Annotated in this window: 13 protein-coding genes; 10 read left to right on the top strand and 3 right to left on the bottom strand. The window is 33.9% G+C overall.

Annotation, left to right across the window (positions count from 1 at the left end):
• The first annotated feature begins 1 nt into the window (after position 1).
• The 8 genes from HND50_04310 (at position 2) to HND50_04275 (ending at position 9,229) form a co-directional block, all read left to right on the top strand.
• The gene (locus tag HND50_04310) at positions 2-1,276 is read left to right on the top strand and encodes a hypothetical protein (protein ID NOG44427.1); all 1,275 of its coding nucleotides are present in this window, start codon (positions 2-4) and stop codon (positions 1,274-1,276) included.
• The gene (locus HND50_04305) at positions 1,263-2,471 is read left to right on the top strand and encodes a glycosyltransferase family 4 protein (protein ID NOG44426.1); all 1,209 of its coding nucleotides are present in this window, start codon (positions 1,263-1,265) and stop codon (positions 2,469-2,471) included. Before HND50_04310 ends, HND50_04305 begins: the two co-directional genes overlap by 14 nt.
• The gene (locus HND50_04300; protein NOG44425.1) at positions 2,449-3,633 is read left to right on the top strand and encodes a glycosyltransferase family 4 protein; all 1,185 of its coding nucleotides are present in this window, start codon (positions 2,449-2,451) and stop codon (positions 3,631-3,633) included. The genes HND50_04305 and HND50_04300 overlap by 23 nt, the downstream gene beginning before the upstream one ends.
• Entirely contained in the window at positions 3,623-4,729 is a 1,107-nt protein-coding gene (locus tag HND50_04295) for a hypothetical protein (protein NOG44424.1), read from the top strand. The genes HND50_04300 and HND50_04295 overlap by 11 nt, the downstream gene beginning before the upstream one ends.
• Before the next feature lie 9 nt (positions 4,730-4,738).
• Positions 4,739-5,497 (top strand): WecB/TagA/CpsF family glycosyltransferase, encoded by a 759-nt coding sequence (locus HND50_04290; protein NOG44423.1) that lies wholly within the window; start codon positions 4,739-4,741, stop codon positions 5,495-5,497.
• Positions 5,498-5,510: 13 nt separating this feature from the next.
• Complete coding sequence (gene gmd / locus HND50_04285; GenBank protein ID NOG44422.1) at positions 5,511-6,593, top strand: GDP-mannose 4,6-dehydratase; 1,083 nt, start codon at positions 5,511-5,513, stop codon at positions 6,591-6,593.
• 199 nt (positions 6,594-6,792) lie between these two features.
• Positions 6,793-7,716 (top strand): GDP-L-fucose synthase, encoded by a 924-nt coding sequence (locus tag HND50_04280; GenBank protein NOG44421.1) that lies wholly within the window; start codon positions 6,793-6,795, stop codon positions 7,714-7,716.
• Between the two features lie 73 nt (positions 7,717-7,789).
• Entirely contained in the window at positions 7,790-9,229 is a 1,440-nt protein-coding gene (locus tag HND50_04275) for a sugar transferase (protein ID NOG44420.1), read from the top strand.
• Between the two features lie 2 nt (positions 9,230-9,231).
• Here HND50_04275 and HND50_04270 read toward each other — a convergent pair whose 3' ends face one another.
• Both HND50_04270 and HND50_04265 read right to left on the bottom strand, forming a co-directional pair.
• Positions 9,232-9,885, bottom strand: a complete 654-nt coding sequence (locus HND50_04270; GenBank protein ID NOG44419.1) for a phosphatase PAP2 family protein — start codon at positions 9,883-9,885, stop codon at positions 9,232-9,234.
• 91 nt (positions 9,886-9,976) lie between these two features.
• On the bottom strand, positions 9,977-11,272 hold the full coding sequence (locus HND50_04265) for an MATE family efflux transporter (GenBank protein NOG44418.1): 1,296 nt from the start codon (positions 11,270-11,272) through the stop codon (positions 9,977-9,979).
• 235 nt (positions 11,273-11,507) lie between these two features.
• Between HND50_04265 and HND50_04260 the strand changes: the two genes are divergently transcribed.
• Together HND50_04260 and HND50_04255 are read left to right on the top strand one after the other, a co-directional pair.
• Positions 11,508-13,664, top strand: coding sequence for a DUF255 domain-containing protein (locus HND50_04260; protein ID NOG44417.1), 2,157 nt, complete (start codon positions 11,508-11,510; stop codon positions 13,662-13,664).
• 39 nt (positions 13,665-13,703) lie between these two features.
• Positions 13,704-14,315 carry a thioredoxin family protein gene (locus HND50_04255; GenBank protein NOG44416.1) on the top strand — a complete coding sequence of 204 codons (612 nt, stop codon included), beginning with the start codon at positions 13,704-13,706 and terminating at the stop codon, positions 14,313-14,315.
• Between the two features lie 92 nt (positions 14,316-14,407).
• On the opposite strand, the gene HND50_04250 is transcribed toward HND50_04255, so the two are convergent.
• Positions 14,408-14,956 carry an outer membrane beta-barrel protein gene (locus tag HND50_04250; protein NOG44415.1) on the bottom strand — a complete coding sequence of 183 codons (549 nt, stop codon included), beginning with the start codon at positions 14,954-14,956 and terminating at the stop codon, positions 14,408-14,410.
• Positions 14,957-15,091 lie beyond the last annotated feature (135 nt).

Raw genomic sequence — 15,091 nt, 5'->3', positions numbered from 1 at the left:
GTTGAAAAACCTTAGATTAGAAGTATATAATACTTTACTAAAAACCTTAAATAATTATTCTTATTGCATTCTTCGAAATTATGAAGCTTTACCAAAGTACGAAAATGATATAGACATTCTCGTTGCAAAAACACAGTTTTCTCAAATATCTTCACATATTAATAATAGTTTTAATGAAATAGGTGTAGAATTTATATATCATGCTAAATTTGGTTGTGAAAGTTATTTCTATTTTGATTCCATAACTGGTAATATATTTCATATTGACTTCTTTTTAGAGTTTAGCTGGAAAGGATATATTTACATTGATGCAGACGAGGTTTTAAATAATCGAGTTCAATATAATGAAATCTTTATACCAAGTAGTTTTTATGAATATTTAGATTTGTTTTTAACAGGCATTTTAAATAATGCTGAAATAAAAGAGAAATACTACTCGAAAATAATATTACTTAAAAAAAGGTATAGTAAGGAATTAAAAGAATATTTTAGTATAGATTTACAAATAGATTCTGCATTAAGCCAACAGAATAAAGTGCCGAATTCTTTAATTCGAAAATTGAGACTTTCTGTCCGTAAAAAATCATTAAATTTAATTGGATTACATAAAACTATTTATAACAAATTTTTGTATTTAAAAAGGTTAATAAAAAGGGTGGTTAAATATGAAGGGATTTCAATTGCTTTTTATGGTACAGATGGAGCTGGAAAATCAACACAAATAGAAATGCTTAAAGCAAATATAAAACCACTGTTTTCTAGAGGGTATTCTTACTTTCACTTTAAGCCATTCCCCCAAAAGAAAAACAAATCTGCCGTAGAGAGACCACATAATAAAAAAAATTATAACATGATTATATCAATTATCAAAGTTTTTTACTACGCGTGGATATTTTTCTTAGGATATTATCAATATGTTTTCCCCAAATTATTTAAAAATACATTAGTAATTTTCGATCGTTTCTTCGATGATATAATACTTGATCCTAAAAGATATCGTCTGAAAAATGTAACTTTACTTTCAAGAATAATGTCTTTTTTTGTATTTAAACCTAATTTGGTTTTTGTATTAAAAGGAAATCCCAAAACTATTTCCAGTAGGAAAAATGAATTAAGTATATTGGAGACTGAAAAACAACAAAATAGAATGAAGAATTTATTTTTTGATAAGAAGAATACAGTATTTATTAATGGTGATGAGAAAATTGAAGTAATTTCTAAAAAAGTTATTAGAAATATTATCTCTTTTAAAATGAGACATCATGATAAAAAATAAAGTTCTTCTTTCTGCGTATGCCTGTGAACCGCGAAAAGGATCGGAACCTGCTGTTGGTTGGAACTGGTTATTACAAATGCAAAAACATTGTGATGTTTGGGTTATAACTAGGGCAAATAACAAAACAGCAATTGAGTCTTTTAAAAATGAAATAAAAGAAAATGTCCGTTTTATTTTTGTTGATTATAGTGATACTGTTTTAAAAATAAAGAAAAAATTACCAGTTTGGTTTTATTATTATCTATGGCAAATTAAAGCTTTCTTTATAGCCAAAAATATCCATAAACAAATAAATTTTGATTTTGCTCATCATGTAACATTTATGTCTGCTAGGGTAAATTTTGTTCCTTTCTTAAAAGTAAAATCAATTGTTGGGCCTGTTGGAGGCCTTGAACTTCTTCCACATAACTTTACAACTCTAGTAAATAAGAAACTCAAAGAATATATTAGAGAACTAGCGATATATAAATTAAAGTATTCTCCATTGTGGCATCTTTTTCTAAAAAGAACAAATAAACTAATACTTACAAATAAACAGAACTTAAAGTTTATACCCAAAAAATACCATTCAAAAGTCTATATTACACAAATTGGTGTTAGCGAAAAACAGCTACCAAAACAAAATGGCAATTCGGTTTGTAAAATTTATTGGGGGGGGATTTTAGCACGTTGGAAAGGCTTAGAGATTTTGCTAAGGTCTCTTGTAAAAGTTGATGTTGATTGGGAATTAGACATTACAGGCAAAGGCGCTGAATTAATATATTTTAAAAGCCTTGTAAAACAATTGGGTTTAGATTCAAAAGTACGATTCTTGGGTTGGATTGAAAAAAATGAGCAAGAAAGATTGTTGTTAAATTGTAATATCTTTATTTTTACAAGTTTACGTGAAACAACTGGTTTGGTTTTACTGGAAGCAATGAGTTATGGTAAACCTGTTGTTGCTTTAGATTGGGGAGGTCCTTCTTCAATTATAAATGGTTCAAACGGCATCAAAATACCAGTAAATACGGTTGAGCAAACCGTAAACTCTTTGGCTGAAAACATAAATAAATTAGCAAATAATACTGTGTTACAAAAAGAATTAGGCATGGGTGCATACCAAAGTGTAAAGGAAAAATTTTGTTGGGATAAGAAAGGCGAAGAAATGAATCAACTTTATAACCAAATTCTAAATGAAAATACTCCTCGTTCATAACCGCTATAAACTTGCAGGTGGTGAAGATACTGTTTTTAAAAATGAACTGGAGTTACTAGAAAGTAAGGGCAATCAAGTTCGTCAGTTTATAAAAGACAATAAAGAGATTGATAATTACAGCATTAGTGAAAAAGTTTCTTTAATTGGCAAAACAACATATTCCAGAAACTCATATCTTGAAATAGCAAAAATATTTAAAGATTACAAGCCTGATGTCTGCCACATCCATAATTTCTTTCCTTTAATATCTCCTTCAATTTTTAGTGCCTGCCAAGACAACAAAATACCGGTTATTCAAACCTTACATAATTATAGATTAATATGTCCCGGTGCCTATTTATATAGAGATGGCCATATTTGCGAAGAATGTTCAGAAAATGGTATTTATAAAAGTGTAAAATATGGTTGCTATCGTGAATCGAAACTACAAACATATACTGTTGCCCGTATGATACAAAAAAACAGTGAATATTCTACCTGGAACACTAAAATAGACGGATACATTACACTTACTAATTTTGCAAAACAGAAATTCATTCAAAACAATTTTCCAAAAAACAAAATTTATAAGAAATCAAATTTTCTATTCGAAGATCCGGGTGTTTCAAAGCGTAATGTATCTGGTTTTATTTTTGTGGGAAGGCTCGATGAAACTAAAGGTTTAGATGTTTTAATTCAGGCTTCAAGAATAAATAATAATTTTAAAATAAATATTGCCGGTGATGGGCCATTAAAGCCAAAGTTTCCAAAAGATATAAATTATTTGGGACTGCTAAACAAAGAAGGCGTTCATGAAAACATTAAAACTTCTCTTGCTTTAATTTTCCCATCTGTTTGGTACGAAGGCATGCCAATGACAATAATAGAAGCATTTGCTTGTGGAAGACCGGTTATTGCTTCAAATCTTGGAGCCATGGCAGAAATGATTGAGGATGGTAAAACGGGTCTGTTATTTGAACCCGGCAATGCAAAAGACCTTGCCAATAAAATGCAATGGGCAATGGATAACAAAGATAAAATGGCAGAAATGGGAAAAAATGCCCGCAAAGAATTTGAAGAAAAATATACTGCTGAAAAGAATTATGAAAGGCTAATGGAAATCTACCGGGCGGCTATCGATAATGCACGTAAAAAATATGCATTGAAAGAAAATGAATTTTAAAACATACTTCAGTGAAAAAGGTAACAAGAATAGTGAACCATTTGTTGCTTTCCCTTCAATAAATAACCCACGGGTAATCTTGCCAACCGGTAATAGAAACCATTTTAAAACAGGGTTTGAAGTACACAATACAGCATCGGCAAAAAACAAAATTTTAAAATCACTTTTAACCGCTTTTTATCCTTTTACTGTTTTTGGCCAAACTAAATTATTTGCAACAGAGGCTCTTCAAAAAATTTTAGCTGATATTTCTACATCATGTGGTTTAGAAGCACAAATTAATTATTCAGCTTATGTGGGAACACCCGGAAAGAGGCAAAAACTAACTTTGCAGATATTTTCAAAAAATCATAAAATAATGGTCTACGCCAAAATAGCCAACAGCGAAGAATCTAAAAAAGCAATAAAAACTGAAAATTTAATTACATCAAAAATTCATAAAGTTTTACCGGATTTTAACATACCAAAGACCTTATATATAGAAGAAAACCAGCAACATTCAGTTTTAGTACAAAATGATATTTCAAAAAACGGATTACAAGTTGGGCTAACTCCCAATACATCTATTTTGGATTTTCAAGCGCAGTTAATTGAGAAAACAAAAAAGAGTGAACCATTTACAACTGCAGACATAATTTCAAAAAAATGCGAAGAAAATAAAGAGCTTATTAACTATAAGACTTTAATACTTAGCGCATTTAATAAAACAAGTACATCGGCCGGACAAGCAGTTTGTCAGCATGGGGATTTTGTACCCTATAATTTAAAGATTGGTCAGGATGGTAAACTTTGTGCATTTGATTGGGAATATGGCAATGAGAACCTTTTTCCACTTTATGATATAATTCATTTTATTTTTCAGGGTGAAGCACAAATCAATAGTAAAAATCCAACTCAAATAATAAAAATGGCGTTTATGGAACTATGGCTTTCATGGCAAAATGAGTTATTGAGCCGTCTAAATTTGGATAAAGATATTTTGAGATCATTGTGGGTATTGTACATGTACAAATCATATTTAATTTATTCCGGCAGCCATTTTATAGATGGGCTCAAAGTACTTTCTGAAACCAAGCATATTATTAATAAAAAATAGATTAAAACATTGAAAACAAAAATACTTTCAACTAATCTCGAATCTACAAATTATGAGCAGGTTTTTTCAGATATTCTTACATTCCTAAATCAAAAAAATGATAGTGCTTATATAACCGTCAACAATGTCCATACCGTTGTTGAAGGGGTTGTTAATGCAAAATATGGTGAAATTTTAAATAATAGTTTTCAAACTCTGCCGGATGGACGGCCGCTTTCAATTGTTGCTTCCTGGAAAGGCGATAAACAAATGCAGCGGGTTTTTGGCCCAACCTTGATGGAAAAGATAATAGATTGGGGGCAGGGACATAACATAAAACATTTCTTTTGGGGAAGCACGGAGAGCACCTTAGATAAAATGGAAACAGTTATTAAGAAGAAATATCCCAAAGCAGTAATTGCAGGAACAAAATCACCTCCATTTCGGGAATTATCTGTTAAAGAAAATCAGGAATTTCTCGAAAAGATGAACACGTCTGGTGCTGATATTGTTTGGATTGGATTAGGCGCTCCCAAACAAGAACTATGGATGAGCGAACATTTTAAAAAACTGGAAAAGGGAATAATGATAGGTATTGGAGCTGGTTTTGATTATTTGGCCGGAAATACATCTCATGCACCTGATTGGATGAAGAAATATGCATTGGAATGGTTCTATCGTTTAATTCAGGAGCCGGGCCGTTTATGGAAGCGCTATTTGGTCACAAATACATTGTTTATTGTTTACTTAATATTAGAATTTTTACATATAAAAAAGTTTAATAATTAGCTTGGAGTAATAATTGAAAAAAGCACTAATAACCGGAATTACCGGACAAGATGGAAGTTATCTTACTGAATTACTTATTGAAAAGGGTTACCAGGTTCATGGTATAATTCGCCGGGCAAGTTCCTTTAATACCCAAAGGCTGGAACATATCTACCAGGATCCTCACAGCGAAAGCCGAAATATGATTCTGCACTATGGCGACTTAACAGATTCTTCCAATCTAAATCGTATACTTGAGAAAGTTCAACCCGATGAAATTTATAATTTAGCTGCCCAAAGTCATGTGGGTGTTTCTTTCCAGGTTCCCGAGTATACTGCCGAAGTTGATGCGACAGGTACCTTACGTTTTTTAGATGCAATTAAAGAAACAGGGATTAATACCCGCTTTTACCAGGCCTCAACCTCAGAGCTTTATGGCCAAGTTCAGGAAATACCTCAAACAGAAAAGACACCATTTTATCCACGTAGTCCTTATGCTGTTGCAAAACTGTATGCATTCTGGATTACAGTAAATTATCGCGAAGCGTATGATCTCTATGCCTGCAATGGCATTTTATTTAACCATGAATCTCCACGCCGGGGTGAAACATTTGTTACAAGGAAAATAAGCCGTGCTGTTACAAAAATTTATCTTGGATTACAAAAAAAACTGTTTCTTGGCAATATGGATGCAAAACGTGATTGGGGTTATGCGCCTGAATATGTAGAAGGCATGTGGCGAATGCTTCAACAAGATAAACCTGAAGATTTTGTTTTAGCAACCAATGAAACAAATTCGGTACGTGAGTTTGTTAACCATGCCTTTAATCGCCTTGGTGTGCAACTTGATTGGCAGGGTGGTGATGAAAATGAAAAAGGAGTTGTAAAGTCAGTTATAGCAAACTCTGAAACAAGTTTAAAAACAGGGGATGTTGTAGCCGAAGTAGATCCAAATTATTATCGCCCGACAGAAGTTGATCTTTTAATTGGTGATGCTTCAAAGGCTGAAAAGGAGTTAGGTTGGAAACCAAAAGTTACTTTTAAAGAGTTGGTTGAAATTATGGTTGATGCTGATTTAAAGCTTGCACAGCAGGAAAAACGGTTAAAAGAAATATGATCCACGAATTACACGGATTAACACGGAAAAAGAAATAAAATAAATAAAATCTTAAAAGAACATCAGTGAATATCAGTGAAATTAGTGGATAAGAGTGTGGTTACAATTTAGTGAAAAAAGTCCACAGATTACCCGGATTAACACAAAGGAATTAAAATAAATTCGTGCAATTCGTGAAATTATTGGAAAAGAAAAAATTATGAATAAAAACTCAAAAATATTTGTAGCAGGGCATAGAGGCCTTGTTGGATCAGCAATAGTTAGAAGATTAGAAAAAGAAGGTTTTACAAACTTAGTTTTAAAAACACGATCAGAAGTTGATCTCACAAGACAAGCAGAAGTTGAAACATTTTTTGAATCTGAAAGACCGGAATTTGTTTTTCTTTCAGCCGCAAAAGTGGGTGGTATTCATGCAAATAATACATATCCTGCTGAATTTATCTATCAAAACATGATGATCCAGAATAATGTTATCAATAGCGCTCATAAAATTACCGTAAAGAAACTATTATTCTTGGGAAGTTCATGTATTTATCCTAAGTTTGCGCCGCAACCGATGAAAGAAGATCACCTGCTTACTGGTGAACTGGAACCAACAAACGAAGCTTATGCCATAGCAAAAATATCCGGAATGAAAATGGCCGAGTTTTATAATAAACAATATGGTGCCAATTTTATATCAGCGATGCCAACTAACTTATACGGACCCGGAGATAACTACGATTTACAAAATTCCCATGTTTTGCCGGCGCTCATTCGTAAATTTCATGAAGCAAAAGAAGAAAACAAGCCTTTTGTAGAAATATGGGGTACTGGTAAGCCAAAACGTGAGTTTTTATTTGTTGATGACTTAGCCGAAGCATGCATATTTTTAATGCAAAACTACAATGATATTGGATTTGTAAATGTCGGCACCGGTGAGGATGTTAGCATAAAAGAATTGGTTTCAATAGTCCGGGAGATTGTTGGTTACCAGGGAGAATTGAAATACAACACAGACAAGCCGGATGGTACTCCCCGCAAATTAATGGATGTGTCAAAAATTAACAAATTGGGTTGGGTAGCAAAAACAAATCTTAGGGAAGGAATCGAAAAAACTTACCTAAACTATAAAAAATTATAGCTTTATAGTATTTTGTTGTTAATGTTTTCACTACTTTACCGATGATATAAAAAAAGTCATAAAAATTGTCCTCATGAAAAAACCATCATTTATCAAAAAAAATTGGGATAGCCTTGTAGTTACCTGGCTCTTTTTTGGTGATCTTATTGCCTTCAATGCCTCGTTTTTGCTGGCTCAATATATTCGTTTCAGTACAATAAAAATATTCGATCAATATTTTGAACTTGTTATCGTAATTAACATCCTCTTTTTTCTGATATCCAGTTTTACAGGACTTTACCGTGGTATAGCCAGAACTTCTCTTACAGAGCAAAAAGAGCATCTGCGCAAATTTGCCTTTTATACGGGCTTGGTTTTAATGTCCTATCTTTATCTGATTAAGGGAAGTGAGTATTCACGCGGTGTTATGATTATTTTTGTGATGCTTCAGTATATTGTTTTGGATGTTCTTCACACAATTACCTTTAAAGTTATTCAGAGCCTAAATAAAAGAAATATCGGTTCTAAAAGTACGCTGATTGTTGGAGCAGATGATAGCGCCATTGAATTTTATTATAATTTAAAAATGAATTTTGATTATGGCTATGATATAAAAGGATTTTTAAGAAATGGCCATCCAAGAGTTATATCTGAAAAAATAAAAGATAAAATTTTAGGTCACTACGAAGACATTAATGGTATTTTAGACCAAAATGGTATTGACCGTGTTTTTATTGTAAGTGATTCCATGTATGAACCAAAGTATGTCCCAATTCGTAAAGCGTGTGATGATAAAAACATCAAATTGAAAATGGTATCTCCTCAAACACTTTCACTGATTAATCAGTTCCATGTTAAAGATATTACAGGTGTTCCATTAACAACACAATCTTATAGAACACGTTATAACAAAAGTAAGATTACTTTAAAGCGGGTATTTGATTTGTTTGTTGCTATAACCGGAATGCTGCTGATATCTCCATTTTTCATGCTAATCAGTCTTCTGATTAAGCTTACTTCAAAAGGCCCGGTCTTTTTTAAACAAACAAGAAGTTTATCTGCATCAGGCGAAACATTTGAGTTTATTAAATTCCGCACAATGTATACGAATGCAGAAGAAATAAAAGAAAAACTAATGGACCAAAATGAGACAAACGGTGCATTGTTTAAAATGAAAGATGACCCTCGTGTTACAATGATGGGTAAATTCTTGCGCAAATACAGCCTGGATGAATTACCGCAGTTAATCAATGTTCTAAAAGGTGAGATGTCGTTAGTGGGGCCACGTCCTTTGCCAATAAAGGATTTTTCAAATATAGAAAATGGAAAAATTAATTATGATTGGTATGAAAAACGTTCGGAAACCAAACCAGGGATTACAGGTTTATGGCAAATCAGCGGACGAAGTAACTTAACTTTTGAAGAAATGGTTATGTTGGATTTATATTATATCGAGAATCAATCGCTGGTATTCGATTTAGAAATTCTTTTTGATACAATCCCCATTGTTCTGACAGGCAAAGGGGCATATTAAAATCAAAATTTAATCTGCATTGAAAGTACAACGTTTTCTTGAACTAAAGCCATTCCAAATACTGGGGTGGCTTTTTTGTTTTCATACATTTCTGAAGTCTTTAATGCAATAAAATGCCCAAGTGCCCCGCCAGTTAAAACATCCGATAACCAATGGTCATTCCTGTATATTCTTGCAGCAGCAACAGCAGTAGCGGAGCCATACCAAAATGTTTTCCACCAGGGGTTATCAATTTCATTGGCAAAAACGGTTGATATTGCGAAAGTTACAGCAGCATGCCCGGATGGAAAAGAGCGGCGTGATTCTTTAAATGCAAAAGGTTTAAAATGTAATGTTCCCTGGTTTCTGTATGGACGTGATCTGCCAAACAGTTCTTTTAAGCTAACCACAACCGCACCAGTTACAACAGTTGAGAGAATTGCCTTTTCGCTTAATCGTTTCATTTGGTCGCTATCTGCTAAATAGGAAATTCCATAAAGCCCAAGCAGGGAAGCACCTGTAACATATTTATCACCATAATAACGATCAATTTCAAAAATATTATCATTAAAAGTTGTTTTGTTTTTTAAGGCCATTTTTTGCACCGATCGGTCAACAAAAAAAGATACAACAATCAATGCAAACGGAAACTTATAATCGGGTGACCGTTCAAACATATTTTGACTGCTATTTTGAGCAAATACGTCTGACGTAAACAAACCAATTTGAGAAAGAATTAAAAATACTATGAAGCTATTTGTTTTATTATTATTCATTATAAATATGTTTTTTTGATACAAGTTGAAGAGATATCCAGCGTGCTATCATGAATAAGAGCATCGCCAGCCAAATTCCATGGTTTTCAAAAAGCGCCATGCCTATGTAAAACATTGGTAAAAAAAATAACAGAGTTGAAATAAGCATTGTGTTTCGCATTGCTTTTGTTGCAGTTGCGCCAATGTAAATCCCATCCCAGATATAGCAAAAGCTGTTTATTACAGGTGCAACAATTGTCCATGGATAATAAACTAAGCATAAAGCCAAAATCTGTGTTTTATCTGTAAAAATGTTTAATATCTGGTTTCCAAATAAAAAGTAAGATAAAGAGAAAAGCGCACCTAGGCTAATTCCCCAAAGAAAAATATAACGGATTGTTAATTTTAGTTTAACCTTATCGCCCGATCCAACATATTTTCCTACAATACTTTCTGCAGCAAAAGCGAATCCATCTATTCCAAAAGAAAAAACCATCCACAACTGTAAAAGAATAGTATTTACGGCCAGAATATCATCACCCATTTTTGCTGATTGTGCTGTAAAAAATGAAAAGCTAAAAATTAGTGTCATTGTTCGGATAAAAATATCGCCGTTGACTGAAAAGAATTTTCTTATTTGGTCAATCTCAAATATGGCAGATCTAATAATCTTATTTAAATGAGATTTGTAAGAATAAAGGAAAAGGATAATTGCTGAAAACAAACCCAAATATTGGGCAATTACTGTTCCAAGCGCGATGCCCTCAGAGTTCATGTTATAAACTTTTATAAATAACAGGTTTAACAATAAGTTTGCCACATTTGCTATAATTGTAAGATAAAGCGGATACCTGGCATTTTGCATTCCTAAAAACCAACCGTGAAAGGCGTATAAACCCAAAGTTGCCGGAGCAGCATATATCCTGATTTTAAAATAAACCGAAGCGTGCTTTGCAATATCTGGCGAAGTTGAAACAAGTAATAAACTTATCTTTAAAATAACTTGTTGGGCGATTATTAAGAATAAGGCCGAAACCAGTGCAACAATCAAAGCTCTTAGTAAGATATGTATGACATCACTTTTACTTTTTCTACCAAATGCCTGGGCTGTCAACCCTGTAGTGCCCATCCTAAGAAATCCAAAACTCCAATAAATAAAATTAAAAATCATTCCGCCAATAGCGATTGCACCAAGATGCGACAATCCTTCCATGTGGCCAACAAGTGCTGTATCTACTACACCAAGAATGGGAACAGCGAGGTTGCTGATAATATTAGGAATGGCTAGCTTTAAGATTTGTTTGTTCATTTATAAATTTGTTACTTTTTTTCAGCGATTTCATCTACAAAATCAATTTTAAGGAACTTTGATCTCTATAAAAAATTAGATCCATTGTCAAAGTGATATTCTAAACGAATTAATTCAAATTTACTGTTCAGTATAAATTGCGTAGATTTACCAATGTTCTTATTATAATTTTGTGACGAATTCAAGGTGTAATAATCGTAAGCTTGCAAAGCAAAAACAAAATGGAGTTTTAAAGATGTACCGAATTAACAAAATTGCTGTTTTACTTTTTTTTCTTATCTCATTTTCAACAACTGTGCTTTATTCTGCCGAATCGTCTATCAAACGATCTGAGAATGTAGAAGCGCAGCTTATTTCAGAAGTAAATTCCATTCAACCGGGAAAAAGTTTTACAATTGCCTTACGCATGAAAATGGATGATCATTGGCACACCTACTGGCGCAATGGAGGAGACTCCGGATTACCAACAGAAATAGAATGGACATTACCGGATGGATTTGAAGCCGGTGAAATGAAATACCCATTCCCGGAAAAAATAGATACACCACCTTTGGTAACTTATGGTTATCATGACCAAATATTTCTGCTAACTGAAATAACTGTTTCTGAAAATATTAAGCCGGGCGAGGTAGTTAATTTAATTGCCCGTGCAGATTGGTTGGAATGTGATGAAGTATGTATTCCCGGTGGTGTTGATCTTCAATTAAACCTTCAAATTTCGGAAGACCAAAGCACGATTGATGAAAAATGGGTACAAACCTTTTCTGATGCTCGTATTTTACTTCCATTAAAAGATAGCGGCTGGAAATTTGCTTTTAGTGAAAACGGGAATCAAATCCATATTCAAGGGAATAAACCGGATTGGTTTGATTCGGATTTGGGCAAAGTTTATTTCTTTCCTTATGAATACGGATTAATCGACTATGCAAAGCCCCAGCAAGCAACCTTTGCAAACGGACTTTTAACCTTAACTGCACCTCGCCCTGATGCGGCTGAAAAAATGGTTGTTGAAGGAATTCTTGTATCACAAAATGGTTGGCGCGGAGAAGGCTCTGAACGCTCACATTATATAAAAATTGAAGAACCATCAGAATTAATAAATGAGACAGAATCTAAATCCGGTGGATTTGGAACGATTTTTTATTATCTGTTGTTGGCATTCGGCGGTGGTATGATTTTGAATTTAATGCCTTGTGTTTTACCAGTCCTTTCCTTAAAAATTATGGGATTTGTTCAGCAAGCCAATGAAGACAAATCTCAGGCTTGGAAACACGGTGCAGTTTTTACTTTGGGTGTTTTGGTTTCATTTTGGGTTTTAGCCGGCAGCCTTCTTGTTCTCAGAGCCGGAGGTGAACAACTTGGATGGGGTTTTCAACTTCAGGAACCTGTTTTCTTAATCATATTGTCCGCTTTCCTTTTTCTTTTTGGGATTAGTATGTTTGGTGTTTTTGAGATTGGAACATCTTTAACAACTATTGAAGGTAAAACAGGGAACAAGTCGGGTTTTGTAGGATCATTTATTAGTGGAATCACAGCAACAGTTGTTGCAACACCATGTACGGCGCCTTTTATGGGTTCGGCACTAGGGTTTTCTCTTACCCAGCCTGAATGGATATCCATGTTGGTATTTACATTTCTTGCGCTCGGAATGGCCTTTCCATATGTGATTTTAGCATCGATGCCATCATTGCTAAAGTTTATTCCCAAGCCTGGCCGCTGGATGGAATCTATGAAAGAATTTATGGGATTTTTATTACTGGCAACGGTTTTATGGCTTCTTTGGGTTTTAGGTTTACAAGCCGGTTCAAATATGGTTATTGTTGTTTTAGGAGCCTTACTGCTTTTGGGTATCGCAGGATGGATTTATGGACGCTGGGGAAACTTGGCCATGTCCCTGAAATCAAGAAGAATATCAACCTCTGTGGCGATTGTTTTAACCATTGCCACGTTGTTTTTTACAATTGACAGTGTTGATACTTTTGCACAAACGCCGCAAAGTAATTTGGCGTCAAGTTCTGAAGGAATACAATGGCAAGACTATTCTGAGTCACTTGTAAATGATCTCAAAACCGCAGGGCAACCAATCTTTCTGGATTTTACTGCAGCCTGGTGTTTAAGCTGTCAGGTTAATGAACGTGTGGCATTCAGCTCCGAAGAAGTTCAAAATAAATTCACAGAGTTGGGCATTAATGCGATTAAGGCTGATTGGACATCACGGGATGACAAAATCACTAAAGCATTGGCAGAATTTGGGCGTAACAGTGTTCCTCTTTATGTTTACTTTCCGGCAGGTGAAAATAGTAAACCGGTTTTGCTTCCGGAATTAATTACACCCGGAATTGTGTTACAAACCCTTGAAGAAAATGGATCAGGTGGATTAACATCTAAGTAGACTTAAAATCATTGTACCACAAAAAATGGGAAATGGAGTATGCGAATCACTTATCGTTTAATAGTTTTATTTTTGTTCATTGGCTTTTCTACTTTAACTGCGAGCGATAAAATCGCCCTTGGCCAAAAGGCTCCTGGTTTTGAGTTGATCAGTTCAGACAATGAAAAGCATAGTTTGGAGCAATACAAAGGTAAAATTGTTGTTTTGGAATGGATAAACTTTGGTTGTCCTTTTGTAAAGAAGCATTATAAAAGTTCTAATATGCAAAATCTGCAGAAGAAATACGTTGAACAGGAAGTTGTTTGGCTGGCAATTTGCTCATCAGCGACTGGTAAACAAGGGCATATGGAGCAATTAAAAATACCTGCTAAACTCAAAGATAAAGGATTTAATGCAACAGCTTATCTGATTGATGAATCAGGTGATGTGGGTAAGTTGTATGAAGCAAAGACCACTCCTCATATGTTTGTGATAAATAAAGAAGGTACCTTAATTTATGATGGAGCTATTGATGACAAAAAATCCACAAAGATAGCCGATATTAAAACGGCAGATAATTATGTTGTGAATATTCTTGATTCACTGCTAGATGGAAAAAAACCGGAACCATTAAAGACTTCTCCTTATGGCTGTTCTGTAAAGTATAAATAACTTTGTTCTATTTTTTAAACAAGATAAGCCCTTTCTGATGCAATCAAAAAGGGCTTTTTTTATTAAACATATTGTGTCAATTATTTTGCAAATTAATTTATTGCGTAAGAAACTCCTACATTTAAGCTGTACCATGCAATGGCAAGACTATAACTATCGGTTTTAAAACTTGCAAAACGATATCTTCCTTCACCGTATGCAGCAAGTTTATCACTAAAGTGATAACGCCCACCGGCACCTACACCAAAACCAAATGAAGAAGATGTCTCCTCTTTCGCAATACCGCTTTCTACTCCAAATGAAACGATTGTAACGCCACCCATATAATACGCATCAACTTTATCGCTATTACCAAACCAACTGCTTATTGATTTAGAATGATAAGTACCCCATATATCAAAAGCATTAAATGACCAAGATTGTATACCACTCTCATAACTATGTGTGATAAAAGCAGGAAACACGCCAATATTATCTGTAATTCCATATTCAAACCCCACGCCATATCCTAATCCTAAACCAGACAAGCCAACGCCGGCTGTTGCTACCATCTTGCCAGAATTAAAATATTTGTTTTCCTGGGCGATGGTTGCAAAAGGTAAAATAAAAATTAATAATAGTAAAAGTAATCCCTTCTTCATGATACGCTCCTTAAAAGATAAAAAATGTTAGTTTAGATTGATCCATCCTGGCCGTGGAGGATCAGAAAACAGTTTACTTATGTCAAAGAATGTGCCAGAGATTTATTAAAGTGGGTAAGTTTAATAAAAACAATG

The organism is Calditrichota bacterium (assembly GCA_013112635.1).
Lineage (GTDB): Bacteria > Calditrichota > Calditrichia > Calditrichales > J004 > JABFGF01.
The sequence above is the reverse complement of the archived record's forward strand: the minus strand, read 5'-3'. Positions and strand labels throughout refer to the sequence as shown.